Here is a 24,678-nt window from a genome sequence, read left to right on the forward strand (position 1 = left end):
CACGCGCCGCCTCGACTCGCCGTTCGTCCACGGCGCGAGGATACGGCGCGCGGGCTCTTTCGCCACTGCTTCGGGCGCGGGATGCCTTTCCCGACCTCGATTCCGCCGCTACACTCCGCGCATCCGGTGCTCGACGTATCCACGGTCATCCCTCGCACCGCGCCTCCGCCCGAGGTGCTGCGGGCCTCGCTCGATGCGCTCGAGCGAGGCGAACGAGTGGTCGTCGCCACGGTGATCGCCCGGCAGGGCTCCGCGCCTTGCACGCCCGGGCAGAAGCTCGCCCTTTTCCCCTCCGGCGCCGCGATCGGGACCGTCGGGGGCGGTGCGGTCGAGCGCGCGGTCCTCGCTGCGATGGCCGCGTCCCTCACCGCGGACGCGCCTGCTCCGCGCATCGACACCTTCCGCCTCGGGCCCTCGCTCGGCATGTGCTGCGGCGGCTCCGCCGAAATCCTGATCGAGCCCCTCTCCCCCGACCTCTCGGTGCTCGTCGTCGGCGCCGGTCACGTCGGCGTCTACCTCGCGCCGCTGCTCGCCTCGCTCGGGTTCGGCGTGACGCTCTGCGATGCGCGTGAGGTCGCGGCCGATCCCGCGCGTTTGCCGCGATCGTCCGCCAGCCCCGAAGGCGCGGACGTGCCTCGCTTGCGCCTCCTCCAGGCCGATCACGACGACCCCGAGGTCCGCGCTTCGCTCCCCGCGGATCTCGGCCGCGCCGCGGCGCTCGTCATGACGCACGATCACCAGCTCGATCAGGCTGCCATCGAGTGGGCCCTCGGCGCTGGATTCGGGTTCGTCGGGGGCGTCGGCAGCCGCGCGAAGGCGGCGAGGACACGCGCGCGGCTCGAAGCGAAGGGCACTTCGGCGGCGGACATCGCGCGCGTTCGCATGCCGCTCGGCGTGGACGTGGGTGCTCGCCTCCCGGCGGAGATCGGCGTCGCGATCGCGGCCGAGCTCGTTTCGTGGCGCGCGGGTCTCTCCGGCACGCGACGCGGCGCGCGGGGCCATGGGCACGGCGAGGCCGAGAAGGAAGAGGACGCATGACGGACATCGTGTCGATCGTGCTCGCGGCCGGGAGAGGCATGCGCCTCGGCGGTCCGAAAGCGCTGCTCCTCTGGCCCGGTCCCCCCGGGCAAAAGCCGCGGCCGCTCGCGATTGCGCACGCCGAGGCCCGGCTCTCATCCGAGTCCTCGCGGGTCGTCGTCGTCGCGCGCAAACCTATCGTGCAGGCCCTCATCCCGTTCGTCCGTCCGGGCCTCGACCTCGTCGTCTCCGACGCGGCCGACGAGCTCGGCCCGGCGGGCTCGATCGCGACGGCCGTCCAGCGCATCGCGGCGAACGATCGTGTGCTCGTTTGCCCCGTCGACACGTTGCCTGCCCGCGCGGCGACGACGGCGGCCTTGCTCGGAGCCCTCGGTGCGGACGGTGCGCCTCCGCTCGCCACGCGCCCGCGGCACGGCGGTCGCGCGGGGCACCCCGTCGCGCTCCAGGGCCGTGCGCTCGATCGGTATCGCCAGCCGAACCCGCCTCCGCTGCGGGATCATCTCCACGCGCTCGACGCCGATCTTCGTGACGTCGACGTCGACGATGCCGACGTGCTCGTGGACATCAACACGCCGGCCGAGGCAATGCGGTACCTGCGCGCGCCGCCCACGTTCCTCGGCGACGGCCACTAGCTCGGAAAGGACGCCTCGTGGACGAGACACCGCTTGTTTCTGGCTCCCGGCGCGCGTGGGCGCGCGGCACCTTGCTCGGGCTCGCGGTGGGCGACGCGCTCGGCACCACGCTCGAGTTCCAGGCGCGCGAGGCGCCGCCCTTCCCCGAGCTCGCCAAGGGCCCGCACACCGACGTCACGGGCGGCGGACCGTTCCGCGTCACGCCTGGTCAGGTCACCGACGACACGCAGATGGCCACGTGCCTCGCGCTCAGCTTGAAGGAGCACGGCCGGTTTCACGCGGCCGACGTGGCTGCGCGTTACGTCGCGTGGGTCCCGCACGCCTTCGACATCGGCAACCTCACGCACGCCTCGCTCTCCATGATCGCCCGCGGCGTTTCTCTCGGCGAAGCCGCGCGCCGCGCCTGGATCCACTCCGAGCGCAGGACCGCGGGCAACGGCTCGCTCATGCGGATCGCGCCCATCGGCGTCGCGCTCGCGCACGCCCCCGAAGCGCGCCGCATGGCCGCGCTCGCCGACAGCGCGATCACCCACTACGACCCGCGTTGCCGCATCACCTGCGCCGCGCTCTGCGCCGCGATCGCCGCGGCCGGCGCGGGACGAACCTCCGCGACGGACATGTTCGAGACCGTGCGCGCCGAGGTCGAGGCGGCCGCGGCGACGCTCATCGACATCGTCCCCAGCGACGGCCGTGACGTCGAGGCCGCGCGTGCCGAGCTGCGCTGGGATCTCGAGCTCGCCGTTCGGGATGATCCCGAGCTTTACGGCCCCGAGATTCACGTGCATCGCCAGCAAGGGTTCGTCCGCGTGGCGTTCCGGCTCGCGCTCTGGGAGCTCCTGCACGCTCCGTCCTACGAGGCCGCGCTGATCGACGTCGTCAACCGAGGCGGCGATGCCGACACGAACGGCGCGATCACGGGCGCGCTCCTCGGCGCGCGCTTCGGCGAGGACGCGATCCCGGCCGCGTGGCGCGCGCGTGTCCTCGGTGCGCTCGAGGAGGGCCCTCCCAGCGCGCTGCGTGACCACTACCATCCGCGCCGCCTGCTCGAGCTCGCTGAAGGCGTTTGAGGCCGTTCTCCATCGGCGCATTCCGCGGTATCGTGTCGCCTGCGATGACGACCGCCGCGCAAAACGCTTCGTCTGCCCGCCCTCCCTTCATCGGGACCAACGTGCCGCGCACCGATGGTGCGTCCAAGGTGACGGGGCGCGCCGCGTACGTCGACGACCTCCCTCGCGAGCCCGGTGAGCTCTTCGGCGCCACCGTGCGCAGCCTCGTCCCGCGCGCCCGCCTCCGCGGCATCACCCTCGATCCCGCGTTCGACTGGAGCGACGTCACCGTCGTGCGCGCCTCGGATCTCGCGGTGAACGAGGTCCAGTGCATCTCGGCCGAGCAGCCGATCCTCGCAGCCGATCAGATCCGCCACGCGTACGAGCCCGTCGTCCTCCTCGCGTGCGCGGACAAACGCAAGCTCGCGCAGGCCGTGCGTGCCGTGAAGCTCGACCTCGAGCCGCTCACGCCCATCCTCGACCCCGAGCAATCACTCGCCAAGGTCGACGTCATCTGGGGCGAGGACAACGTCCACAAGCGCTTCTCCATCACGAAGGGTCGCGCCGATCTCCCTGACCCGGCCGGAAGCGCCGCCGCGATCGAAGCCGCGATCGCGAACTGCGAGGTCGTCGTCCGCGGCCGCTACACGACGCACCACCAGGAGCAGCTCTACATCGAGCCGCAGGGCGTGATCGCCCACTGGGACGAGAAGGGCGTCCACATCACGGGCTCCCTCCAGTGCCCTTATTACGTGCACAAAGCGCTCGTCCACGGCTTCAAGCTCGCGGCCGATCACGTGCACGTCACGCAGGCCGTCACGGGCGGCGGGTTCGGCGGCAAGGAGGAGTATCCCTCGGTGATCGCCCTCCACGCCGCGCTCCTCGCGCAGAAGAGCGGCAAGCCCGTGCGCATGATCTACGACCGCAAGGAGGACATCGAGGCGACCACCAAGCGTCACCCGGCCATCTGCGAGATCGCTTCCGGCTGCGATCGCGACGGCACGCTCCGCGCGCTCTCCATCCGCATCCTCATGGACGGCGGCGCGTACATGACGCTCACGCCCGTCGTCCTCTCGCGCGGCGCCCTCCACGCCGCCGGCGTCTACCGCTGGGATGACGTGCGCATCGACGCCATCGCCGTCGCCACGAACACCCCGCCGAACGGCGCTTTCCGCGGCTTCGGCGCGCCCCAGACCATCTGGGCCATCGAGCGCCACCTCGACCGCGTCGCAGAGGAGCTCGGCCGCGATCCGATGGACCTCAAGGCGCAGAACATGCTGCGCGAGGGCGACACCACGGCCACGGGCCAGACCCTGCGCGGCTCCGTCGGCGTCGCCGAGTGCCTGGAGAAAGCCCTCACGGCGAGCGGGTACCACGACAAACGCAAAGCGCCTCCGGTCGTCCGCGGCCGCGTCGCGCGGGGCATCGGCGCGAGCGTCTTCATGCACGGCGCGGGCTTCACCGGCTCGGGCGAGAAGTACCTCAAGGGCCGCGTCGCCGTGGATCTCCTGCCCGGCGGCCGCCTGCGCATCCGCACCGCCTCGACCGACATCGGCCAGGGCACCGAGACCGTCTTCCGCCAGATCGTGGCCGACGCGGCGGGCGTCCGCCTCGAAGACGTCGACTTCGCCGTTCCTTCGACCTCGTACGTTCCCGACTCCGGCCCCACGGTCGCCTCGCGCACGGTCATGGTCGTCGGCGGCATCGTCGAGCGCGCCGCGCGTGAAGTCGCCGCGCGCGTCCGCGCCGAGCAGGAGGCTTCCGGCGGCGACTTCGCCGCGGCCGCCGATCGTTTGCTCTCCAAGGAACGCGAGGTCACCGCGCTCGTGCAGTACGAGCATCCCGGCTGGGTCACCTGGGACGACAGCACGTACAAAGGCGACGCGTACCCCGTGTACGGCTACGCGTGCGACGTGGCCGAGGTCGAGGTCGATCTCGACACGCTGGAGGTCACGGTCACTGGCTTCTGGTCCGCGACGGACGTGGGCAAGGCGATCCACCCCGTCATGTGCAAGGGCCAGATCGAGGGCGGCAGCCTCCAGGCGATCGGCTGGGCGCTCTGGGAGGACGTCGTCTGGAAAAACGGCCTCATCCAGAACCCGCGCATGACGAACTACATCATCCCGACCGCGCTCGACGCGCCTCCGATGCACGTCGACCTCGTCGAAGCTCCGTACGCGTACGGCCCCGGCGGCGGCGCCAAGGGCGTCGGCGAGCTGCCCATGGACGGCGGCGCGCCTGCGATCGCCGCGGCCGTCGAGCACGCCACGGGCCTTTTCGCCCGGGATCTTCCCCTCTTGCCGGAGCGGCTGCTCGAGCTCCAGACCATCCGCAAGGGCTGACACAGAGGCCCGCGAACCGACGGAGAACTCACGACCATGCGAATCCTCCACACCATGCTCCGCGTCGGCGATCTCGACCGATCGCTCGCGTTTTACACGGACGTCCTCGGCATGAAGCTCATCCGCCGGCGCGACTATCCCGAGGGCCGGTTCACGCTCGCGTTCATCGGCTACGGCGACGAGTCGGAGACGGCGGTCCTCGAGCTCACGCACAACTGGGACACGAAGAGCTACGAGATCGGCACGGGCTACGGCCACATCGCGATCCAGGTCGACGACGCGTACAAGGCTTGCGAAGAGGTCAAGAAGCGCGGCGGCAAGGTCACGCGCGAGGCGGGGCCGATGAAGCACGGCACCACCGTGATCGCGTTCGTCGAAGATCCGGACGGCTACAAAGTCGAGTTCATCCAGCGCAAGGTGGAGGAGTAACCCTTGAAGATCACGCTCACCCTCAACGGCCTTTCGCGCGAGGTCGACCTGCCGCCCCTCGTGCGGCTGCTCGACGCGCTCCGCGGTCCGCTCGGCCTACCGGGGACCAAGGAGGGCTGCGGCGAGGGCGAGTGTGGCTCGTGCACGGTGCTGCTCGACGGCGAACCCGTGAACGCCTGCCTCGTCTCGATCGGCCAGTGCGAAGGCCGCGCCGTCACCACCGTCGAGGGCCTCTCGGACGCCACGCACCTCGGCCCGCTCGCGCGTTGCTTCGTCGATCACGGCGGCGCGCAGTGCGGCATCTGCACCCCCGGCATGCTCATCTCGGCCGAGGCGCTCCTCGCGCGCCGGCCCGATCCGAGCGACGAGGAGATCCGCGAGGCCATCGCGGGCAACCTCTGCCGCTGTACCGGGTATCAGCGCATCGTCGACAGCATCCGCGAGGCGGCGCGCGAGCGCGCGGGAGGGGCGGCGTGAGCCTCGCGGATCTTCCCCTCCACGACATGCGACGGGCCGCCTCGCTCGACGCGCTCTGCGGGATCGTGGCGGAGCGGCACGCGCGCGGCGAGGCCACGGTCCTGCTCGCGGGCGGCACCGACTGGGTCGTCGAGCAAGAGCTCAAGCCCCCGCGCCCCGACGCCGATCCCCTGCCCCTCGTCGTCGACGTCTCCCGCATGGACGAGCTCCGCGGCATCACGGCGACGCGTGGCCTTTTGCGCATCGGCGCGGCCGCGACGTACCTCGAGATCCGCCGCCACCCCGCGGTCATCGAGCGCACCCCGCTGCTCGCGGCGATGGCCCGGGAGCTCGGCGCGATCCAGATCCAGGCCCGCGGCACGCTCGGCGGCAACCTCGCGACGGCCTCGCCCGCGGCGGACGGCGTCGCGGCGCTCGCGGCCTACGACGCGTCGATCGTCGTGAAGAGCGTCCGCGGCGAACGCCGGATCCCCTTCTCCGCGCTGCAAACTGGCTACAAGCAGAGCTCGCGCGCGCCGGACGAGGTCATCGTCGCCGTCGAGATCGCGCTCCCGCCCGAGGGTTCGCCCTGGATCTGGCGCAAGGTCGGCACGCGGCGGGCGCAGGCCATCTCCAAGGTCGCGCTCGCGGGCATCGCCGTGCGCTCCGAGGATCGGGTCGTGCGCTTCGGCCTCGGCATGGCCTCCGTCGCGCCGGTCACCGCGACCCTTTTGCAGACCCGCGCCCTCGTCCTCTCGCGCCCCCTCTCCGCCATCACGGCCGATGCGCTGGATGCCGCCGTCCTCTCGGACATCGCGCCCATCGACGACGTCCGCTCCACGCGCGAGTACCGCAAGCACGCCGCGAAGGCCGTCGTGCGCGGCTTCCTCCGCGACCTCGGCGCGCCGGTCTGAAAAAAACCGATTGGCCCGCCAAACCTCTCCATGTCCGACGCCATCTCCTTCCGCCCCATTCGCCCCGAGGACGATCCTGCGATCGCCGCGGTCATCCGCACCGTGATGCCCGAGTTTGGCGCGGACGGCCCAGGGTTTGCCATTCACGATCCCGAGGTCTCGGCCATGAGCGCGGCGTATTCCGGGCCTCGCTCCGCGTATTTCGTCGTCGAAATGGATGGCCGCGTCGTGGGCGGCGCGGGGATCGGGCCGCTCGAAGGGGGCGACGCGGACACGGCGGAGCTGCGCAAGATGTACTTTTTGCGCGAGGCGCGCGGCAAAGGAATGGGCGAGCGCCTCCTCCGGCACGTCCTCGGGGTCGCGCGGGAGCGCGGGTACGCCCACGTCTACCTGGAGACGCTCACGGGCATGGATTCGGCGATGCGCCTCTACGAGCGCCTCGGCTTTCGCCGCCTCGATCGTCAGCTCGGCTGCACCGGACACCACGGCTGCAATCGTTTCTATATGCTCGATCTGGTCGCGGCGCACACCACCTGAAACGTGGGACAACGTTGCTCTTGACTTGACCTTTCTCGGGGCCGAGGTCTTTACTTCGCCCCATGAACGGACTTCGAGCGTTTTCCCTCGCCTTCTTGCTCGCCACGAGCGCCGTCGCTTGCTCTGCCCCGAAGCCCGAGCCCGAAATCGCCTCCTCGGCTTCGCAGCCCGGATACGCCCAGGACTATCCGGTCGTCATCCAGCAGATCGTCAAGGATTTCGGCCGCGACGACGACGACGCGCGGACGCTCACCTCCGGTTTTTCCGAGTACCCGAAGGGCCTCAAGGCGCCCGACTGGAGCGTGGTCGGTGACATTCACCGCACCGCGAACGACGCGGGCCGGAGCCACGCGTACGTCGAGCGCAACCGCGAGGTCCAGGGCGCGGCGGCGTTTTTCGTCGCCGAAGAGGACGAGATCGTCAAGAAGGTCGCCGGCTCGGCCACGTATGTGGCCAAGCAAAAGGGCTGCGAGGTCGACCTCTCGGGCACCGTCGGCAAAGCGCTCACCGATTCCGTCGGCAAGCAGCTCGAAAAGCGGCTCCGCGAGCGGAACGAGGCCCACGCGATCATCGACCGTCACCGGAACGAGCTCAGCAAGGAAGACGCGGCCACGCTCGAGGAGCAAGCCGACCAGATCAGCCGCGCGAGTTACCTCGTGCACATTGCGATGGTCGAGGAAAAGGTGCGCCTGCGCGCGCTCATCGAAGAAGCCGAGCAGGTGAAGAAGACGCTCGACGATTACATCGCCCGGGAGCGCGCCTCGCAGGGCAAGGGCAAGGACGTGGACCAGAAGGCCAGCGAGGCCCGCATCGCGCGCGCCAACGAGAGCAAGGCGCAGATCGACGGCTCGCTCACGCAGGCCCGCGAGATGGAGCCGAAGATGGAGGAGCGCGTCGCGGCCGCGCAGAAGCGGCACGCGGACGCGATGACGGCGCTGCTCGCCGACGTGGACAAGCGGGCGAAGGACGCCGGGCAGAAAAAGTAAGCAACTGCCGGGGGTCTCCGGTCGATGGAGCGAGGGAGAGAATCACCTCTCGCTCTCCCAGGAGGTCCCCTCGTGCCCTCGTTTTTCCCCTTCCCCGGTTCAGGACAAACGCTTCCTTCGGCCCCCGCGGCCGACCTCCCGGCCCCGCGGCCTGCGCGGGCGGATCCCACACTGGAATCCGTCCCGCCGCCGGCCGACGAGGCGATGGACCTCGCTTGGGAGGATACGCAGCCGATGAGCGTGGTTCGATTCGATCAATCCGCGGCGAAGCAGTAAACGCGCCCGTTGCCGCCCTTCGGGGCGGTATCGCTGCAGTTGCCGTTGACGTGCACCGAATTCCACGGCCGGTACATCTCGGCGTCGCTCATATTGGGACCGAGCCCATCGCTATGGCCCACCTGGGCGGTCATGGTGGCGTCTTCGGACGTCCAGTCCGCGCAGGTTTGCCCGGGGACGAGGGTGCCGTCGCGCGCCGTGCCGGTGAGGACATCGTGCTGGTTCGGCGTGGGGGAGCCTTCCCACTGACCCGGCACCATCTCGCCCTTTTCGTCGAGGAATACCTTGTGATCGCCGTACCGCGCGTGCAGCTCGGTCAGGTTCGCCGCCACCATCTCGCCCTTCGCGTTGTACCAGGGGCCGGTGCCGATCCTGTCCTTGGCGTGCACGGGCTGGTCGTTCGGGCCCTTCTCGACGCTGAGGTAGGCGCGCCAGGTCTTCGCCCCGGCGCCGACCGCGGCGGCCAGGTCCTGGCACCTCTTGTCGGCCCCGGCGAGCCCGCCCAGGTTGGCCGTCGTGCTCCCGGTGCTGGAGACGAAGAAGCTGAGCCCCTTCGCTTCGCTCCCGCCAGCGCCGCCGCCGCCGCCAGCGCCGCCCACGCCGCCCGTGCCACCAGCGCCGCCCACACCGCCGGTGCCACCAGCGCCGCCGGTGCCGCCAGCGCCGCCGGTGCTACCGGTGCTGCTGGAGCTGCTGGAGCTGCTCGCGCCGCCGCTGCCGCCCTGGTCCTCGCCGCATCCCACGGCGGCGAGCGTGAGGCCGAGACCGAGGAGGACGCCGAAGCTGTGAAGATGATTCATGGAAATCTCCTGAGGAAGGTCGAGACCCCACGATCGCGTACGCGCGGCGTCGCGTCCAGCGTGTCGCTCGCGGCTTCCGCGTCAAAAAGGGCTCGACGTAAGCTCGCTCCGACGCTCCCCTGACGTGGCCGGACAAACGTCGACGAGCCACGGCATCTCGTGCGGCTTCCGGTTCTCCGCGAAGCTCGCCTGGCACGGCTCGCCGAGGCCCGAGCCGATCGCGGCCGAGAGCAAGGCTCCATAAAAGAGCGCCGTCTCCGCCGCCTCCACCTCGAACGGCGGGCGCAACTCGCAATGGATGCGCTTCTGCTCGGACCACGCCGCCCCCTCGATCGCCACGCGACCGAGCCCGGCCCGCGCGAGCACGCCGTCGAGTGCGCCCGGCGCAAGCACCGGCGCGCGCCCGCCCTCACGCGCGTGCGTATCGGCCTCCGATTCGATCACCAGCGCCATGGCGCGCCCCACGTGCTCACCGAGCTCGATCGCGCCGCGCGGCCCGAGCCGCTCGAGCAGCGCAGGCAGCGCGTCGAGTAGCACCGGCAAGAGCCCGCCGATCGTCCCCAGGCTCTTCTGCCAATCGTGACCGGCCTGATTTGCGCCCACCTCGACCACCGGCCGTCGCACCACGGTCATGAAGATCCGCGCCGCCGTGCCTTCCTGCACGAGTGGCAGCGTCACCACGGGCGGCGCCTTCACGAGCTGCACGGCCACGTCCTGCGTCCCGTGCATGAAATGAAATCGAAACCGAAAGCTCTCCGAGAGGCGCGCCTCGTCCTGCACGAGCGCCCGAAACCGCCCGTAAAACGCCTCCACCCGCGTGCAAGGCGCGACCTCCTTGAACCAGTTTTTCCCGACGACCCGCTCGGAGGGCAGGCGCGAAAGAGACGATTCGTAGCGGTTGTACAGCAGAATCGTGCCGACCTCGTCGAGGACCACGAACCCGTACGGGAGATCGTCCACTTCCTCTTTCGACATGGAAGCGAGATGCTCAACGGCGTCGAGCGTGCCGTCCTCCGATACCATCGCGACCTGCACGGCCTTGAAAAACCCCCGGCTCAACGAACACCCCCATCTCGCATTCGAAACGCCTCACCCCATCCCCCCTTGTCGAGCAGTCGCATCAGGCCCCCGAGCATCTCGGGGACGTTGTAACGCTGAAAACGCGCCGCATGAAACATCGAGGCGGCCTCGAAGACGGAAAACACCCACGTGGCCACCGCCTTCGGAATCGCGGACCGCGCCCGCTCCACGCCCACCACCGTCACCAGACCGTCCGCCGAGATCCGAAAGGCATCCATCGCCGCATGCGCCGCGGCCGTGCGCGCCCACGCCGTCTGCATGATCGACGACGCGACCTTCGGCCCGAGCCATTTGCGCGTATACACCGAGCACGCATTCATCACGGCCGCGGCCAGCGCCACCTCCGTCGCATTGCCTTCCAGCATCGCCGGGCGCAGGGACGCGGGCGGCGCCTCGGAGAACGGCGGGCGCGGCGGCGGCGACGAACCTCGCTCGTCGAGCGCGAGCACGTCGAACACCGCGTGGGAAACTCCGCGAAGGGCGGCGAGCGTGACCTCGACGTCGGCGTCCGCCGGCACCCCGTCGGCGCGGGCGCGGAGCACGCGCCCTCGCTCGAGGACAATCTCGCCTTGCCGCTTCGGGGATCGGACCGAAACGACGCACGTCCGGCCCCGGGCGCCCAGGGAGCCGAGCAGGTCGTCGAGCCCTACCTCGTCGAGTTGACCTCGAAGGAGGAGCCGACCCCGCGCGCGATCCGAGGAGACGCCCGCCCGATCGCCCCAACCGGTGTCCGTCATGGCCCCACCGAACCACGCGGCTCCCCCATCCCCGAGGGCGGCGTTGTCGAACATGCGCACTCCCTTCCTTCCGTTGTACATGGTTCGTACAACGTTAGGAGAAGGGCGTCCAGCAGGTTTTTCAACTTCTCCCGTGTGGAAGAGCCAAATAGGTCCGTCCGAGCCCGTCCGATGCTGACCCGCACGTACAAGGTTCGTCCAACGCTACTCTTTCGTGTGCCCGGGCGTCGGGGCGAGGGCCTTCCGGATCGCCTCCTCGCGCGCCTCGCGCGCGTGCCTACGGCCCTCCACGACCGACTCGACGGCGAGGTTCGCCTCGATGTCGTCGGCGAGCTCGTCCGCCGCGATCCGCGCGATCGCTTCGAGCCGCGGCCCGAGCCGCGCCCGGAGCCGCTCCTTGATGGCTTCCTTCAAGATCTCGCGCGCCGCCGCGCGTGTCAGCGCCGCGGCCTCGCTGTAGAGGACCTTCGAGACCTCGAGATCGAGAAAATCCGTGCCCTCGGGCCCCTCGGCCCGCCGCCCCTCGCCGTGGCCCTCGTGCCGCTCGCCCTGCCCGTCCGGCCCTTCCCTGCGATGATCCTGCATGTCGCCTCCGACGTCGCAGCGTAGCGGCGACGTCGAGGCGTCGGAAGGGCCACCCAAGGCAGCCCGCAGGTTCACTCGGGGCGGATCAATCAGAGCAGGTTCAAGAACTTCTTGGCGCGATGCTCGGCGGCCTCGACGAGCTTCGCGGCCTCTTCCGGCTCGATCTCGAGCTTCCCGCAGAGCTCCTGCACGAACTTCTTCTCGCTCTCGTGCTGCTCGCCGTCGACGTAGGTGAGAAGCACGGCGTGCTGCAGGAGCACGCGGCGATCGCCAAACGGCATGTCCCAGACGGGGATGTCGTCGAGGGACTTCTTCTCGGCCGCGTACGAGCGGATCTCGGCGGCCTGCTCCTCGGTCGCCTCGAACGCGGAGATCAGCCCCTCGACCATCTCGCGTTCCTTCGCGTCGTAGTGGCCGTCGGCCCAGGCAACGCTGACAAGCGACTTGACGATCCCCATGTCCTCTTCGCGCATGACCGAAGCTTTTGCCGTCATGAGCGGAGGGCGTCAAGCCCCTCGTCAGCCGGACGGGCGCAATGCGCTCCTCCCGACCCCGACGATGCGATACCTTGCCCGCCCGATGGAGCCCCCCCTCGCCGTCCACCACCTCGCCGTCGTCGTCGCCGATCTCGATCGGGCCGAGCGCTTCTATTCGGGCGTGCTCGGCCTGCCCGTCCTGCGCCGCTGGGACGACGCCGCAGGGCAGCCGCGCTCGGTATGGCTCGCGCTCGGGGGCGGCGCGTTCCTCGCGGTCGAGCGCGCAGGCGCACCGAATGCCCCGCACCGCGAGGACACGGCCCCCGGCCTGCATTGCCTCGCGCTCGGCATCCGCCCGGACGCGCGCGAGCGCTGGCGCACGACCCTCGCCGAGGCAGGTTTTCCCGTCGAACGCGAGAGCCCGTATACCCTCTACACCCGCGACCCCGACGGAAACTTGATCGGCCTCAGCCACTTTCCCGATCCGGCCCCCTGACCCACGACCACCGCAATGACAGGCCTCTCCCACCAGCGCTACCGTTTCGTCGCTCGCCCCGAGGACGCCGGGCAAAGGCTCGATCAGGTCCTCGCCGCGAACGTCCCCGGCCTCTCGCGCCGCAAGGCCCGCGTCGCCATCGACCTCGGCGGCGTCTTCGTCGACGGCGCCCGCGTCAAGGTCGCCGGACGCGCGATCCGGCCCGGACAAACCATCCTCGCCCACCTCGGCGGCGCGCTCGACCGAGCGACCAAGGAAGTCGGCGCCGCCGCGCGCGCCAAAGACGAGGCGAGCCTCCCGCCCTTCCGCGTGGTCTACAAAGATGACGACCTCGTGGTCGTGGACAAACCCTCCGGCCTCGTGACAGCGCCGACGCCCGAGAGCGACCGCGGAAACCTTGCGGATCTGCTCGGCCGTACCCTCGGCGGCACGATCTACGTCGTCCACCGCCTCGATCTCGACACGAGCGGGCTCGTCGTCTTCGCGCGGACCGAAGCGGCGAACCGCGCCCTCTCCGATCGAATTCGCGCCCATGATTTCGATCGCGTCTACCTCGCGACGCTCCTTGGCCTCGTCCCCTGGGACGAGCGGACCATCGAGGAGCCCGTGGCCGGCAAACGCGCCGTCTCCCACGCCACGGTGCTCGAACGCTTCTCCTTGCCGGACAACCCCGGCGCGACGCTCACGCGATTCCGCCTCACGACCGGCCGCACCCACCAGATTCGCCTGCACGCGCTGCACGAAGGCCACCCCGTGCTCGGGGATCGCAAGTACGGCAAGACGAGCCCGCTGGATCCGCCGCGCCTCGCGCTCCACGCAACCCGGCTCGGCTTCGTGCACCCGCGGACGGGCGAATCCCTCGCCTGGGAGAGCCCGTGGCCCGACGACCTCACGCCTTGGCTCGAAGGATTGCGGACGGGTACGCCTGCTCGTTGACGCCCCGCGCGCGCCATTCTATCACGCCGGGCATGCTCGCCCGACGCGCCCTCCTCCTCGCCCTCGCGTCCCTCGCCGGCCTCCTCGCGCTATCCTGCACGAAATACGAGCTCGCCCTGCATGAAAATGCTCCCCCAGGCGCGTTCGGCCCCCTGCCCCCGAACGCCGCGCGGATCTGCGTCGTCCGCCCGTACGCGGTCGCCTCGCTCGTCCCCGCTGTCGTGCGTGACAATGGCCGGCTCGTCGGCATGACCAAGGGTCCGTCGTATTTCTGCTATCTCGCCGAACCCGGGGTTCACAAGATCGTCTCCCGGTACGGCGACGACGTGGACGCGGAGCTCGGCTCCGACACGCTGGTCGACACGACCCTGACCGCCGCGCCCGGAGGGCATTATTTCCTGCACCACGACGTCTCGGCGATCCTGACGCTTTCGGTCGGCTGGGTCGAGGCGGCGAGGGCGAACGAGATGATCTCCGAATGCGACTACGCCGAGCTCGTCGACGTCCCTTCGAAGGAGACCCTGCCCGTGCCCGGTGAAATCGTGCCGGCGTCGCGGCCTCAATAATCGACGCGCAGCCCGAACCGCACCTGCCGCGGCGCCTGAAAGGCCACGGGTTTTTCGTACCGAGGGTTTTTCTTGATCCCCTCCGGGATCTCCACCCGCGTGCCGCCCTCGATGGGAAGAACCGTATCGTACGTGTAGTTCTCGTCGTACGCCGTGGGCGTCCGGCTGTCCGCGAGGTTGTAGACCTCGACGTTCGCGCCGAGCCGGAGGCCCTTGCCCAAGAGCGCCGACACACCGAGCCGCGCGTCGATGCGATGCACCCACGGCGTCAGCCCGACCGAGCCGCGCGGCAAGTAGTACACCTCGCTCGCCCCGAATGACGGGTGCGCGCCGAGCGCGCTGTACGGCGATCCCGAGAGCCCGGTATACCCCGCCCCCGCTTCGAGGATCACCCCGGCCGGCAAGACGACCTCTTTCCCCGCATAAAGTTTGATCGAATGCGTGTGATCCCCGGGCAAGGGACCGGTCCCGTTCGCGTCGAGCTTGGGCGCGTCGAACGCGCGTGTCATGTTCGGATCGAGCTGCCCCGTACGGCTTAGGAAAAACCCCTCGTAATTGCCGCGTAGCGATGAGAGCGTGTAACTCGCGACGCCGACGAACCCGCTCGCGAACGGCCGCATCACCGAGATCGAGAGCGCGTCGTACACCCGCTCCGCCGGCGTCATGAACGCCGAGGCCCCCCCGCCTGGATTGCCGACCAAGCCCCCGCCCGTGAAAAAGGTCGTATCCTCGATCGTGCGGAGGAGCTGGTCGTGCACGTACACGACCCCGAGCCGCACGCCGAGCGGCACCACGACCTCCCCGCCGACGACCCACTGATGATAGGCGGGCCCTTCGATCTCGGGATCGATCGAGGCCTGGCTCGTCCGCGGGTCGGACATGGTGCTCGGCTCGGCCGACGTTTGAAACGGAATGGCCGTATCCGCGGGGCAGCCGCCATACGCGTCCTCGGGCTCGTTGACGTCGCAGCGGCCCCCCATCGTGTGAAGGCTCGAGATCTTGCTCTCCTTCGAGAGCCCGCGCGCCGCCACGTCGAGCGGCACGGCCTGGTAGCGCATCCCGTACGTCGCGAACACCCGCGCCCGCCCCTTCTTCGTGGGGTCCCACGAAATGGCAGCGCGCGGCGCGAGCATGAAAGGCAAGGCGAGCTTCCCCCCGCCGAGCACCTGCGCGTCGTACCGCAGGCTCGCCTCGGCCACGAGTCCATCCAGGATGCGCCATGTATCCGCGACGAACCCGCCCGCCGCATAGGACGTCACCCTCGTCGAGACCGTATCGAACACGACGGGACTATCGGGGCCGCGAAGGTAGCCGAACCGGTCGTTGTGCACGAAACCGCCATTGACGGCCTCCTGGAGGAGGACCGCGCCCGAATACCCACGCACGTACGAGAGCGTCGCGATCTCGAAATCGATGCCGACGCGGATCCGGTGCTCGCCGAGGCCACGCGCCCGCAGCGATACGACGGCGCGCCCCTCGATCCGATCCGCGGTGGACCGCGACAGGAGCCCGGGGCCGCCCATCGCATACGAGCTGACCGGGCAATTCAGGATGAGGTCCGAGGGTTGCCCCGTCGGGACGCAGGCGGTGATCGCCGGCGTGGTGAGATCCTCGAAATCGACGATCGGGTGCGCTCCGATGGCGCCGCCGCGCCGCCAGAGCATGCGCGGCACGTGCGCGAGCGTCCCCTCGCGCCCGATATCAAAGACCCCCGAACCATCCGCCGCCAGCGTTTCGTTCTGGCTGCGCACCCATCCGAGCGCCGCGTCGAGCCGGGCATTGCCACGCGCGAACAGGGACGTCCCGCGGAGCACCACCGCATTCGTGAGGGCCGTCTCCCTGCGGCCGAGAGCGGTCTGCTCCCCATTCAAGTTGTCCACGCCGATCCCTTCGGTCGCCGTATTGAACGGGTGCACCGCGCCGCCTCCGGATCCCGCGAAGGTCCCGAACACGGAGAGCGAGACCTCCCGCGTCTTCGAGGGCCTGTACGTGAGCTTGCCGATCCATTGCCCGATGTCGCCCTGGGCAAACTGCGTGCTTTGCGAGTTTGGCAGCAGCGTCTTTTTCTGGGTGCCGGTCTCCGGGTCGATCTCGGGGACGAGCGAGACACCCCCGAATTCGTCGATCTCCGAGGTCCACGAGAGCGCCCGCAAGCTGCGCTCCAGGCGATACCGCCGCCGGGCGAGGCTGCCGCCCGCGAAAAAGAAGAGCTTGTCCTTCACGATGGGACCGCCCACCGACCCGCCGAGATCCCGCACGCCGTCGAGGCGCGGATCGGTATGGATGACCGTGCCCTCGAAGATCTTCGGCACCCGCTCCCCTTCGAGCGCGCCCGGCGCGAGGCCGCCCCACGTCGAAGCGTGCCACTGATTCCCGCCGCTCTTCGTCGTGACGTCGTACAGCCCGCCCCCCCGGCCGAACGCCGGATCGGCCCCGATCACGGTGATATCGGCGCGCTCCACGAACTCCATCGAGAGCGGCATCTGGAGGATGCCATACGTCGGATTGCCGACGCGAATCCCATCCACGAAAAACGTATTCTCGGGCGAACTCGTCCCGACGAACGACACGCCATACAGATCGGCCTGCGTCCCCGGCAGGAGCAAAGCGAGGTTCTCGAACGATCGCGCGGGCCCGCCGCGTTGTTCCGGGGCGGAAAGCGGCAGGAGCCGAAGCCCGGCCGGGTCGAGCGATTCTCCCCATCGCGTCGTGCTCCCCTCCCCGAGACCACTCGGCAGGGGCTCGTCTGCGTGGGCGGATGGTGTGGCCAGAAAAACCCCCACGAGGGAGGCGGCGAGCGGGATCCGGAGCGGGAACACCACGTTTTGTTCTCCAAACGTTCGTCGGGCCCTCGAGGTCAGAGCGGATCGAGCGGATCGCCCACGAGCACGCAGCGGAGCGTCGCCTCATCACACCGCGTGGCGATCCGCGGGTCGATCCCGGAGCCGGGGTGGAGCCCCGCGAACGTCTGGGTCGGCACGGGCGAGCAGAACACGTCCTTCGGCAGATCGGTGAAGTCGCCGAATTCACCGCAATACGCCGACGGCGAGAGCGCCGCCACCGTGTACTTCACCGTGCACCCCTGCGTGAGATCCTCGACCTCGAGCTCGGCGGCAAACCGCACGCCGGGCACCTCGGGCGCGACGTACATGGCGAGGTTCCGCCACGTCTCCCGGACGTGCCCGCCCCCGACGAAGAACGGGTTGCCGAGGTCGTCGAAGATCTGCGTCGGCGGGAGATCGATCTCCGCCGGCGCGAGGTCGCCCGCGCGGCAGATCCCGTCCGGCCCCGCGCTCTCGGCGAAATCCCCCAGCGCGTAGGCCCGCTGGTCGCCGAGGTCTTTGCCATTGAACTTGGCCTCGAACCACAAGTTCTTCAGCGCCTGCGATTGCACGGCGATGGTCGGCGCGCCCCCGCTCGCCCCGGGATACACCTCGAGCCCCACGTCCTCGCCGAGGCGCGCGCTGCATGGGATGCCGGTCTGCGAGACCACGTCGTAACGAGCGAAGTAGGGCTCGGAGGAGATGATGCACGGCGTGGCCGGCTCGGCGCACGCCGCGGTCGTCGCGAAGAGCAGCAGGGGGGCGGTCCAGCGCAAGAGGGTAAGCATGTGGGGAAGCACCCATGCTACAGGACGTGCGATCCCACGACAATCGGGATTTCGCCTTCTGCCGGTATCGCTTGCGCCTTCTACCGGTGTCGCCTGCGGACTTTACCGGTGTCGCTCGCGACTTCTGCCGGTGTCGCCCGCTCCTTCTGCCGGTGTCGCCCGCTCCTTCTGCCGGTGTCGCCCGCGCCTTCTGCCAGGGTCACGGACGCCTTCTTCCGGCAAGTTGACATACATCTACCGGGAACCGCGTCTCCTTCTGCGGGGGGGTCCCGTGCCTTCTGCGGGGGAGGGAGCCGCGTCTTCCGGCCTTGTGTTCGTGCTTGCTTCTTGTGCCGTCCTTTCTGTAAAGTCCGCGTGTGGCATCTGCTATCTCTCCCCAAATCGTCGCCGCGCGTACGCGCGCGGCCCAGTGCATTTTGACCAGGCCGGAGCTCCTCGCGCTCTTCCAATCCTTTGGCGGGCTCGCCTCGGATCTCGAGCGGATCCGGGACGCGGGCCTCGAGGTCGAAGCCCAGGAGCTGGCCAAGAGCACGGCCGCCGGAGGGGGCGTCGCCGCGACCGCGGACGTGATGCTCCATTTCGCCGAGGTGCAAAAGGAATACGTCGCCGTCATGGGTGTGGTGCGGCTCGTCCGACAGGATCACGAGGACGCCGGGAAAACCGACATTGTCGCGGCCTTGCAGCAGATCATCAAGAATGAAGCGCGGGTGACCGTTCGAACCGTGCAGAGCGAGGAAGGCAAAACGGAGCGCGTCGCGTCGCGCTCGACCAGCACCGAGGCTCTCCGGGCCGAGATCTTGAAGGATGCCCGCGCGCTCGTCGGGCTCCCTGCCGTCCACGAGGCGCTCGCAGCGCGGAAGGTGCCGGTCGAGCGATTGAAGAAGCTCGAGGCGGACGCGGACGCGCTCTCCGAGAAGCTCTCGGACCGGGCGACGAAAAAGGGTGCGACGAAGACCGCGACCGCGGCGAAGTCGGACGCCGTGCAGCGCCAGGCCAAGTGGTGGGGAGCGGCCTATCGGATCCTGGCCATGGTGGGGGAGGCCGATGCGCAGGTGGCCGAGCTCTTGCGCGAAGCCGCGCGGTCGAGAGCGCGCAAGGCATGAATTAGTCCTCTCGCGACGCTTCGTTCTCCCCCACGTCCCACCGGGCCAGGAAGTTCGAGGCCCAAGCGACCATGGCGTCCGACGGTGCGCCGTCACCCTCCCACGCGGCGAGCAGCTCTTCGAACGCGCGCACAGCAGCTTCGAGGTCGCCTTTCGCAGGGTCGCGGGGCGTCGGCGACGACTCGTTGAGCTGGCGAATCCACGCAAGTGTGCCGAGCAGCTCGTCTTTGCGCAGGGTCCCGTCCATCTCCATCTCCACATGGAGCGCGCCACTTCCTTTGCTGCTCAGAATCCACATGATCCGGACGAGCGCCGCCTGGACCGTGAGGACCGCCTTGAACGGCTCCGTCAATTGACTCGCGTCGACCTTCGCGCCGGGCGCCGGCACGTCGGACGGCGAGGGATTCACCCACGTATGATGGTCCGAGAACAGGCAGTCATACAGCCTGTTTTCCCCGGGGAGATGCGGGGTCGCGAGCTCGGGCACGAGCACGGCCCCGATCTCCGGCGGCATGGGCTCGTAGCCGAAGGTCGCCTCGATTTCGCGGGCGATCCACTCCGCATACGGCCGCTCCTCGGGCAATAGATCGAAGGTGACCACGTGCCGCTTGGTGGTGACGCGCTTCAACCGTTCATCGTCCGGGTTCGAGACGAGCCTTGGATCGAACGGACTGCCTTCGACCTGAAAATGGAGGCCCTGAAACTTGACCGTGAAGCAGTCTTTTCGTGCCTCCTGGACGGTCTCGATGTTGCACGATGCGTGGATGAGGTAATAAGGAACCAAAAAGCTCACCTGGCCCCATAACATGCGATCCTGGGCGGCACCGGGCAGGTGGATGGTGAAGGAGTAACAGGCGTCGTCGTAGCTGTCCGTCGGGAGGTGGAGCGAGTGGTTCATGAGCGGCGCCTCGGGAAAGCGCTCCTCGATGCGACGCCGCAAGGCGTGCCAGCGCTCGTCCGTCGCCGCCTTTTTGCGCGCGGCCGCGAGCCGGGCGTGCTCTTCGGAATCGTGGATGAGCTTGACGTCGAGATCGCCGTCGACCATCCCGACCCCGCGGGGATAGTATCGGTAGACGATGTCCAGGAGTTCGTCGAAGGTGTGTTTCATAGATCGGCCCAGGTCCAGACTTCCGAAAAGAGGCAGAGGTAGATCGTCGCCACTCCAAAATAAGCCCTGGGCTCGAACAGATCCGGCACGATTACATCACCGAGCTCCGGCGGGATCGGCTGATAGCCGGGGTATGTGGCCTCGATCTCCCGAGCGACATCGCGCGCCACCGGCTCCTCCTCGGAAATACCGGGGAGGTGGATCCCGTAGTAAGGCCCGAGCAAGGACACGTGGAAGGTCATGGCCGTTTCGTTGGTGAGCCAGATGCGGGCCGAGTAGGCCGGGTCGGTGCCGCCCGAGAGCAGATGGAGCGATTCGTTTTGAAGGCGGTATCGATCCCCCAGGCGGCGGATCATCGCCTTCCAGGTCGGGTACTCCGCTCGCCCGCGGCTCGCGGCTTCCACCAGGCGGCGGTGCTCCTCGGTGTCGTCGTAGACGAGCTCACCGGGAGGCACATGCTCGCGCGCGATGTCCAGCATCTTTCGCGGGTAGAATCGGTAGACCACGTCGAGCAGCTCGGAACGAGTTATCTTCATCATTTCGTCACCCTGGCGCCGAGATACTTATATTTCTCCTTGAACGCTGCCAGCACAGCCATGGGGAACTCGTCGCAGAAGATCCCCTCCGGGAGTGTGAAGTCCATACGTTTCGATGCGATGTTCGTGACCTCTGCGCTGAGGATGGCTGCTTGGCTTGCCGAAATTTTCCCCATCAACTCAGTCCGGAGTGGCATTCGGATGGTGAGAGAGCAGTACCACCTCCTGACACTCAGGTTGTGAATTCTGGTAAACGGCAGACTCGCCTCGGCCATTTGCTCCCCGCCGCCCGTGTCCGTACCGTCATCGGGAATGATGGTGACGAACGGGAAGTCCGATGGCTTGGCTATGGGGATGGTGAAGTCTACCTCCGGCGCCATGCATGGGTTCGGCTCTCCGCCGTAGTCGAGCGGCTCCGCCGCGGGCGGAGTCCCGAAATCGCCCGAGCTCGTCGCGCCGACCCCGGCGCCGATCGGGATCGGCTGCTCATCGTCGAAGCCGCCCGATGTGTTGACCCAGCATTCGTCCGGGTCGACGGTGTTGCACCCGGCCACGAGCATCAGGAGGAGAGAAGCTATCGAGCCAAACAGCGTACGCATGGGAAGAGAGCCTTTCTCATGAGTCAATGGTGAGATCCGAACCGAAAGATGGGCCCCGCGGAGCAGCGCACCGAGACGCCGCTCCACACGGGAGAAGCGCGGCCCGTGATCCAGATGCCGGCACAGTCGACCGAAACGCCGAGGCCTCCGGAGAGGTACGGGCCAAAGACGTCGAGCCGCGCGCTGACCCCTGGGACAAGGCCCTGCACCTGGCCGCAGAGCCGCGGGCCGCAGATCGGGAGCGAGAACGCCGCGAGCGAGAGCCCGGCGCTGACATTCACGCGCTCAGGAGAGACCACCGCCGACGGTGGTCTCGTTGTTGAACCCAAACCGTCCGCCGTTCGCGCCGAGGAACGAGATGGTATCGCGTGCGACGAAAAACCCGCGTTCGCCGCGAAGGCCGAGGCTCGCGCTCGGGCTGATCGCGAACCGGCCCGGCGTGATGCCGGCGGCGAGCACGCCGAAACCAGCTCCCCCCGAGAATTCGACGCCCGGCTCGGCGCGGGCGCTCCCGCTGAACACGAGCGTGCTCGAGAAGATCACGAGCCCAGCCCGCTCGGGGCTGCCTGCCCCGTGCGGTTGACGTCCGCCCCTCCCCATCCCGCGGCCGATCGTACGCGGCGCGGCGCGCCTTCGGAAGGCCTATAAGAGACTCTTCCGATTGCCCAACACCGGCACCCCCGCCTCCCGCAAAAAAACGACGACGGGCCGGAGCGCGTGCGCCGGACCCTTGCCGAGCCGGAGCTCTTCGCCGCTTTGCATGACGAGCAGAAGCCAGCGCGGCTCGAACCCGGGCTCGGTCGATTCCCCTTCCACCCCGGCCACCACGGGCGTCGCCGCGTGGAGGAGCGCCCGCGCGTCGAGCGTCCGGGAAAAACCCCGTCCCTGCTGCACGATCTCGCCGCGCTCGAGGTCGATCCGGAAGCGGCCGTGCTTGCGCGCGCTCCGCCGCGCGATGCGATTGCCGATCGCGGCGGCGGTCGTCCAGACGATCGCGACGAACAGGATCGGGAAAGGCGCCGCGCGCAGCCCGACGATGATGGAGACGAGGATCGACGCCACGAGCGCGAACGGCGCATAAAGCTTCACCAGCGTATCGGCGAAGCCCCCGGGGCAGTCGCAGACGAGCACGAGCGGGCTCTCGGCCACGATCGTGCCCTCCTCGTTCCGCAGCAATGTCTCCCGCTCCTCCAACGAGGCCCTTTTTCCTCATCCCGCCTCACGTGGCAAGAAGGAAGCGGGCGTGCGCCTTCGGCCCTTCAGGTCGTCGGACGCCGGCGCGAGCGCCACTCGCGCACGAGGCGGATCCCGAGCAGCGCCATCGCGAGCCCCACGACGAACGCGATTCCGACCGGCAGCGGCTGGATCTCCCGCCTCACGCCCTCGCTCGCCCCGCGCGCGGCCGAGCGGCTCAGCGCGGCCACGATGTCGCTCACGCACGGCTCGCCCGTGCCCGTGTTGCACTGCGCGAGCTCGTCCTTCGCCGCGGCGATGGCCCCGTGCACCGCCGCCCCGGCCGCGCGCTCGGCGGCGGCCGCCATCGCGTCCGCGAGCGGCCCTTCGGCGTCCGGGCCGAACCAGCCTGCGATCTCGCTGCCCATCGCGCGCGTGAGCGACCGACCCATCTCGCCCGAGACCTCCCCGACGAGCGACGTCGCCTGTTTTTCCCCGTTGTTCATCCCGCGCACGAGCCCCATGGCCGCCTGCTCGCCGGCTCTCGCGGCGGCTTGGCTGATCGGACCGCGCTCATCCATCACGGTATCGACGGCCGTGCGCAGGGACTCCGTGACGAGGTGCCGCACGATCCACCTTTGCTCGGGCACGGTCGCCGTGAGCCCGCGCATCGCGCCTCGCATCATGTTCTCGGAGATCTGCTCGACGCCTGGCGGCGGGCCGGCCGCGAGCGCATTCGTCAAGAAACGATCGAGCAAGAGCCCCATCTTGCGGGCGAGCTCGTCGTCTTCGGGAGGCGTCTCGAGCGCCGAAATCGCGCCCAGCGTCGCATCCCGGGCCGGCTTTCGGACATTCACGCTGCACCCGAGCACCAAGAGCCCGAGCACGATCGCCAGCATGATCGCCTTCATATCGATCCCCCCCGTGCGGGCGCATGCGTGCACCTCCCGCGCCGGGCGCACGTTTCGCGCGAATACGTTCGCGGCAAAAACGCGTTTTACAGGGTGAACGGGGGACGGGACGGGCGCCGGCTCAGGTCGCGCCGTACCAGCGTTTCGTCTCGGGCTTCATCCACATGATGAGCAGCGGGATCGTGATGGGCAGACAGCACGTATTCCACAGCATGTTCAGCCCGATGAGGATGATCCCGACCGTGTAGGCCCAGCGCGCCTTGCCGGCGAAGAGCACGATCGCGTGCGGGATGATGATGAGAAACGACAGGCCCGCGACGAAGAGCCCCATCACCCATTCCCCCGTCGCGGATGGTCCGGACGCACCCCGCATGAGCGGCCCGAGCATCAGGTAAAGCCCAAACGCGAACCAGCCGAGGAGCATGAGGATCATCAGCACCGCATAGATGCGGAAATAATAGACCCCTTCCGGCGGACGATCCTCCTCCATCAAGAGGGGCGTCCCAGGGGGAGCACCGGAGGGGATGAAGTACGGGCCCTGATGGCTCATGACGTCCGGTCATCATCACCCGAGTTCGCCGGGGCCGGCAAGGCCCGCGGTGGACGGTCGCCGTCGCGCCCACACGTGGAGCCTCGAGCCGCTCGGCCTCGCGGCGGAGGGATCGCCCTCGCTCTTGCGACCGGCGAGCCCGCTCGTGACGGTGATCTTCCTGCGGCTGCGCCCGCCCGTCATGGAACCACACACGCCGATGTGACGGCCCGCAAGAGTCGACCTCGCTCTCGTGCTTTGGTATCGTCCCCGGCGGAGAGGAGCTGTCGAGCCATGGCGTCGGACGAAGCGGAGGTCCTTGCTGCGAACGCGGCGTTTTACGCGGCGTTTGCGCGGCGCGATCTCGTGGCGATGGACGACCTCTGGGCCCGGCACGCGGGCGTCGCGTGCGTGCATCCGGGCTGGGACGTGGTGCGCGGGCGCGCCGAGGTCATGGCGAGCTTCCGCGCCATCCTCTCGAGCCCGTCCGCTCCGGCCATCGTCGCCAAGCGGCCGGCGGCGACCGTCCTCGGCGACGCGGCGTTCGTCGTGTGCACGGAGTCCATCGACGGAAATGAGCTCGTCGCGACGAACCTGTTCGTCCGCGAGGACGGCGCTTTTCGCCTCGTCCTGCACCAGGCGGGCCCGATCGCCCGCCGTGAGGCGCTGAAACGCACGCCGCCGAAGGTGCTGAACTAGCCTCCTCGCTACTCCCCTGCACGCTTCCCCTGTTGGCGTGATCGTCGCAAGCGTCGGCCGGCACGGGCCTATCGTCTC

The 24,678-nt window shown here is 69.0% G+C and carries 31 protein-coding genes; 16 read left to right on the top strand and 15 right to left on the bottom strand.

Annotated features, from left to right (window positions below; all coding sequences use genetic code 11):
- Positions 1-81: 81 nt before the first annotated feature.
- The 10 genes from KEG57_RS15765 (at position 82) to KEG57_RS15810 (ending at position 8,656) form a co-directional block, all read left to right on the top strand.
- The gene (locus KEG57_RS15765; RefSeq protein WP_272418823.1) at positions 82-1,038 is read left to right on the top strand and encodes an XdhC family protein; all 957 of its coding nucleotides are present in this window, start codon (positions 82-84) and stop codon (positions 1,036-1,038) included.
- Positions 1,035-1,670 (top strand): nucleotidyltransferase family protein, encoded by a 636-nt coding sequence (locus KEG57_RS15770; protein WP_272418821.1) that lies wholly within the window; start codon positions 1,035-1,037, stop codon positions 1,668-1,670. Before KEG57_RS15765 ends, KEG57_RS15770 begins: the two co-directional genes overlap by 4 nt.
- A gap of 17 nt (positions 1,671-1,687) precedes the next feature.
- Positions 1,688-2,737 (top strand): ADP-ribosylglycohydrolase family protein, encoded by a 1,050-nt coding sequence (locus tag KEG57_RS15775; protein WP_272418818.1) that lies wholly within the window; start codon positions 1,688-1,690, stop codon positions 2,735-2,737.
- Between the two features lie 101 nt (positions 2,738-2,838).
- A complete protein-coding gene (locus tag KEG57_RS15780) occupies positions 2,839-5,058 on the top strand; it encodes a xanthine dehydrogenase family protein molybdopterin-binding subunit (RefSeq protein WP_272458587.1) in 2,220 nt (739 codons plus the stop codon).
- Positions 5,059-5,094: 36 nt separating this feature from the next.
- Positions 5,095-5,487 carry a lactoylglutathione lyase gene (gloA, locus tag KEG57_RS15785; RefSeq protein WP_272458588.1) on the top strand — a complete coding sequence of 131 codons (393 nt, stop codon included), beginning with the start codon at positions 5,095-5,097 and terminating at the stop codon, positions 5,485-5,487.
- Positions 5,488-5,490: 3 nt separating this feature from the next.
- On the top strand, positions 5,491-5,964 hold the full coding sequence (locus tag KEG57_RS15790; RefSeq protein WP_272458589.1) for a (2Fe-2S)-binding protein: 474 nt from the start codon (positions 5,491-5,493) through the stop codon (positions 5,962-5,964).
- A gap of 26 nt (positions 5,965-5,990) precedes the next feature.
- Positions 5,991-6,857, top strand: coding sequence for an FAD binding domain-containing protein (locus KEG57_RS15795; protein WP_272458590.1), 867 nt, complete (start codon positions 5,991-5,993; stop codon positions 6,855-6,857).
- 30 nt (positions 6,858-6,887) lie between these two features.
- The gene (locus tag KEG57_RS15800) at positions 6,888-7,394 is read left to right on the top strand and encodes a GNAT family N-acetyltransferase (RefSeq protein ID WP_272418812.1); all 507 of its coding nucleotides are present in this window, start codon (positions 6,888-6,890) and stop codon (positions 7,392-7,394) included.
- Positions 7,395-7,456: 62 nt separating this feature from the next.
- Entirely contained in the window at positions 7,457-8,380 is a 924-nt protein-coding gene (locus KEG57_RS15805; RefSeq protein WP_272418811.1) for a hypothetical protein, read from the top strand.
- A gap of 72 nt (positions 8,381-8,452) precedes the next feature.
- The gene (locus KEG57_RS15810) at positions 8,453-8,656 is read left to right on the top strand and encodes a hypothetical protein (protein ID WP_272418810.1); all 204 of its coding nucleotides are present in this window, start codon (positions 8,453-8,455) and stop codon (positions 8,654-8,656) included.
- Here the strand turns inward: KEG57_RS15810 and KEG57_RS15815 are convergent.
- From KEG57_RS15815 to KEG57_RS15835, 5 genes are all read right to left on the bottom strand, one after another.
- The gene (locus KEG57_RS15815) at positions 8,635-9,456 is read right to left on the bottom strand and encodes a DUF1554 domain-containing protein (protein ID WP_272418809.1); all 822 of its coding nucleotides are present in this window, start codon (positions 9,454-9,456) and stop codon (positions 8,635-8,637) included. The two genes, KEG57_RS15810 and KEG57_RS15815, sit on opposite strands and share 22 nt — an antisense overlap.
- Before the next feature lie 81 nt (positions 9,457-9,537).
- Complete coding sequence (locus tag KEG57_RS15820; RefSeq protein WP_272418808.1) at positions 9,538-10,431, bottom strand: PAS domain-containing protein; 894 nt, start codon at positions 10,429-10,431, stop codon at positions 9,538-9,540.
- 80 nt (positions 10,432-10,511) lie between these two features.
- Positions 10,512-11,327 carry a DUF4388 domain-containing protein gene (locus KEG57_RS15825; protein WP_272418807.1) on the bottom strand — a complete coding sequence of 272 codons (816 nt, stop codon included), beginning with the start codon at positions 11,325-11,327 and terminating at the stop codon, positions 10,512-10,514.
- Between the two features lie 150 nt (positions 11,328-11,477).
- Entirely contained in the window at positions 11,478-11,858 is a 381-nt protein-coding gene (locus KEG57_RS15830) for a hypothetical protein (protein ID WP_272418806.1), read from the bottom strand.
- A gap of 89 nt (positions 11,859-11,947) precedes the next feature.
- Positions 11,948-12,352: a tellurite resistance TerB family protein gene (locus KEG57_RS15835; RefSeq protein WP_272418805.1), complete on the bottom strand. Its 405-nt coding sequence runs from the start codon at positions 12,350-12,352 to the stop codon at positions 11,948-11,950.
- Positions 12,353-12,437: 85 nt separating this feature from the next.
- Here KEG57_RS15835 and KEG57_RS15840 point away from each other — a divergent pair, with 85 nt between their 5' ends.
- From KEG57_RS15840 to KEG57_RS15850, 3 genes are read left to right on the top strand one after another with little or no spacing between them, the layout of a single operon-like run.
- Positions 12,438-12,830, top strand: coding sequence for a VOC family protein (locus KEG57_RS15840; protein ID WP_272418804.1), 393 nt, complete (start codon positions 12,438-12,440; stop codon positions 12,828-12,830).
- 15 nt (positions 12,831-12,845) lie between these two features.
- A complete protein-coding gene (locus KEG57_RS15845) occupies positions 12,846-13,766 on the top strand; it encodes an RluA family pseudouridine synthase (RefSeq protein ID WP_272418803.1) in 921 nt (306 codons plus the stop codon).
- Positions 13,767-13,798: 32 nt separating this feature from the next.
- The gene (locus KEG57_RS15850) at positions 13,799-14,332 is read left to right on the top strand and encodes a hypothetical protein (RefSeq protein WP_272418802.1); all 534 of its coding nucleotides are present in this window, start codon (positions 13,799-13,801) and stop codon (positions 14,330-14,332) included.
- Here KEG57_RS15850 and KEG57_RS55590 read toward each other — a convergent pair.
- Together KEG57_RS55590 and KEG57_RS15860 are read right to left on the bottom strand one after the other, a co-directional pair.
- Positions 14,326-17,154 carry an outer membrane beta-barrel protein gene (locus KEG57_RS55590; RefSeq protein WP_272418801.1) on the bottom strand — a complete coding sequence of 943 codons (2,829 nt, stop codon included), beginning with the start codon at positions 17,152-17,154 and terminating at the stop codon, positions 14,326-14,328. The genes KEG57_RS15850 and KEG57_RS55590 overlap by 7 nt on opposite strands.
- 35 nt (positions 17,155-17,189) lie before the next feature.
- Entirely contained in the window at positions 17,190-17,942 is a 753-nt protein-coding gene (locus KEG57_RS15860; RefSeq protein WP_272418800.1) for a hypothetical protein, read from the bottom strand.
- Between the two features lie 356 nt (positions 17,943-18,298).
- On the opposite strand from KEG57_RS15860, the gene KEG57_RS15865 reads away from it, so the two are divergent.
- Positions 18,299-19,045, top strand: a complete 747-nt coding sequence (locus tag KEG57_RS15865) for a hypothetical protein (RefSeq protein ID WP_272418799.1) — start codon at positions 18,299-18,301, stop codon at positions 19,043-19,045.
- 1 nt (position 19,046) lies between these two features.
- Here KEG57_RS15865 and KEG57_RS15870 read toward each other — a convergent pair whose 3' ends face one another.
- The 8 genes from KEG57_RS15870 to KEG57_RS15905 all read right to left on the bottom strand — a co-directional run bounded on the left by KEG57_RS15870 (position 19,047) and on the right by KEG57_RS15905 (position 23,922).
- Entirely contained in the window at positions 19,047-20,153 is a 1,107-nt protein-coding gene (locus KEG57_RS15870; RefSeq protein WP_272418798.1) for a hypothetical protein, read from the bottom strand.
- A complete protein-coding gene (locus KEG57_RS15875) occupies positions 20,150-20,692 on the bottom strand; it encodes a hypothetical protein (protein WP_272418796.1) in 543 nt (180 codons plus the stop codon). Before KEG57_RS15875 ends, KEG57_RS15870 begins: the two co-directional genes overlap by 4 nt.
- Positions 20,689-21,288, bottom strand: a complete 600-nt coding sequence (locus KEG57_RS15880; protein ID WP_272418795.1) for a hypothetical protein — start codon at positions 21,286-21,288, stop codon at positions 20,689-20,691. Before KEG57_RS15880 ends, KEG57_RS15875 begins: the two co-directional genes overlap by 4 nt.
- 23 nt (positions 21,289-21,311) lie before the next feature.
- A complete protein-coding gene (locus KEG57_RS15885) occupies positions 21,312-21,569 on the bottom strand; it encodes a hypothetical protein (RefSeq protein WP_272418794.1) in 258 nt (85 codons plus the stop codon).
- A 4-nt stretch (positions 21,570-21,573) separates the two neighbouring features.
- Entirely contained in the window at positions 21,574-21,831 is a 258-nt protein-coding gene (locus KEG57_RS15890; RefSeq protein WP_272418793.1) for a hypothetical protein, read from the bottom strand.
- Between the two features lie 99 nt (positions 21,832-21,930).
- Positions 21,931-22,464: a hypothetical protein gene (locus KEG57_RS15895; protein ID WP_272418792.1), complete on the bottom strand. Its 534-nt coding sequence runs from the start codon at positions 22,462-22,464 to the stop codon at positions 21,931-21,933.
- A gap of 83 nt (positions 22,465-22,547) precedes the next feature.
- Entirely contained in the window at positions 22,548-23,360 is an 813-nt protein-coding gene (locus KEG57_RS15900; RefSeq protein ID WP_272458591.1) for a hypothetical protein, read from the bottom strand.
- 133 nt (positions 23,361-23,493) lie between these two features.
- Entirely contained in the window at positions 23,494-23,922 is a 429-nt protein-coding gene (locus KEG57_RS15905; protein WP_272418790.1) for a hypothetical protein, read from the bottom strand.
- A 49-nt stretch (positions 23,923-23,971) separates the two neighbouring features.
- On the opposite strand from KEG57_RS15905, the gene KEG57_RS15910 reads away from it, so the two are divergent.
- Positions 23,972-24,127 carry a hypothetical protein gene (locus KEG57_RS15910; RefSeq protein ID WP_272418789.1) on the top strand — a complete coding sequence of 52 codons (156 nt, stop codon included), beginning with the start codon at positions 23,972-23,974 and terminating at the stop codon, positions 24,125-24,127.
- 68 nt (positions 24,128-24,195) lie between these two features.
- Entirely contained in the window at positions 24,196-24,600 is a 405-nt protein-coding gene (locus KEG57_RS15915) for a nuclear transport factor 2 family protein (RefSeq protein WP_272418788.1), read from the top strand.
- Positions 24,601-24,678: the final 78 nt, after the last annotated feature.

This window comes from Polyangium jinanense (genome assembly GCF_028435365.1).

What these genes read in the sequence shown, in the direction of transcription:
- KEG57_RS15765 (WP_272418823.1), top strand. Translation starts at nt 82, where the DNA reads ATGCCTTTCCCGACCTCGATTCCGCCGCTACACTCCGCGCATCCGGTG.
- KEG57_RS15770 (WP_272418821.1), top strand. Translation starts at nt 1,035, where the DNA reads ATGACGGACATCGTGTCGATCGTGCTCGCGGCCGGGAGAGGCATGCGC.
- gloA (WP_272458588.1), top strand. Translation starts at nt 5,095, where the DNA reads ATGCGAATCCTCCACACCATGCTCCGCGTCGGCGATCTCGACCGATCG.
- KEG57_RS15795 (WP_272458590.1), top strand. Translation starts at nt 5,991, where the DNA reads ATGCGACGGGCCGCCTCGCTCGACGCGCTCTGCGGGATCGTGGCGGAG.
- KEG57_RS15800 (WP_272418812.1), top strand. Translation starts at nt 6,888, where the DNA reads ATGTCCGACGCCATCTCCTTCCGCCCCATTCGCCCCGAGGACGATCCT.
- KEG57_RS15805 (WP_272418811.1), top strand. Translation starts at nt 7,457, where the DNA reads ATGAACGGACTTCGAGCGTTTTCCCTCGCCTTCTTGCTCGCCACGAGC.
- KEG57_RS15815 (WP_272418809.1), bottom strand. Translation starts at nt 9,456, where the DNA reads ATGAATCATCTTCACAGCTTCGGCGTCCTCCTCGGTCTCGGCCTCACG.
- KEG57_RS15820 (WP_272418808.1), bottom strand. Translation starts at nt 10,431, where the DNA reads ATGTCGAAAGAGGAAGTGGACGATCTCCCGTACGGGTTCGTGGTCCTC.
- KEG57_RS15825 (WP_272418807.1), bottom strand. Translation starts at nt 11,327, where the DNA reads ATGTTCGACAACGCCGCCCTCGGGGATGGGGGAGCCGCGTGGTTCGGT.
- KEG57_RS15830 (WP_272418806.1), bottom strand. Translation starts at nt 11,858, where the DNA reads ATGCAGGATCATCGCAGGGAAGGGCCGGACGGGCAGGGCGAGCGGCAC.
- KEG57_RS15835 (WP_272418805.1), bottom strand. Translation starts at nt 12,352, where the DNA reads ATGACGGCAAAAGCTTCGGTCATGCGCGAAGAGGACATGGGGATCGTC.
- KEG57_RS15840 (WP_272418804.1), top strand. Translation starts at nt 12,438, where the DNA reads ATGGAGCCCCCCCTCGCCGTCCACCACCTCGCCGTCGTCGTCGCCGAT.
- KEG57_RS15845 (WP_272418803.1), top strand. Translation starts at nt 12,846, where the DNA reads ATGACAGGCCTCTCCCACCAGCGCTACCGTTTCGTCGCTCGCCCCGAG.
- KEG57_RS15850 (WP_272418802.1), top strand. Translation starts at nt 13,799, where the DNA reads ATGCTCGCCCGACGCGCCCTCCTCCTCGCCCTCGCGTCCCTCGCCGGC.
- KEG57_RS15860 (WP_272418800.1), bottom strand. Translation starts at nt 17,942, where the DNA reads ATGCTTACCCTCTTGCGCTGGACCGCCCCCCTGCTGCTCTTCGCGACG.
- KEG57_RS15870 (WP_272418798.1), bottom strand. Translation starts at nt 20,153, where the DNA reads ATGAAACACACCTTCGACGAACTCCTGGACATCGTCTACCGATACTAT.
- KEG57_RS15875 (WP_272418796.1), bottom strand. Translation starts at nt 20,692, where the DNA reads ATGATGAAGATAACTCGTTCCGAGCTGCTCGACGTGGTCTACCGATTC.
- KEG57_RS15880 (WP_272418795.1), bottom strand. Translation starts at nt 21,288, where the DNA reads ATGCGTACGCTGTTTGGCTCGATAGCTTCTCTCCTCCTGATGCTCGTG.
- KEG57_RS15900 (WP_272458591.1), bottom strand. Translation starts at nt 23,360, where the DNA reads ATGCTGGCGATCGTGCTCGGGCTCTTGGTGCTCGGGTGCAGCGTGAAT.
- KEG57_RS15905 (WP_272418790.1), bottom strand. Translation starts at nt 23,922, where the DNA reads ATGAGCCATCAGGGCCCGTACTTCATCCCCTCCGGTGCTCCCCCTGGG.
- KEG57_RS15915 (WP_272418788.1), top strand. Translation starts at nt 24,196, where the DNA reads ATGGCGTCGGACGAAGCGGAGGTCCTTGCTGCGAACGCGGCGTTTTAC.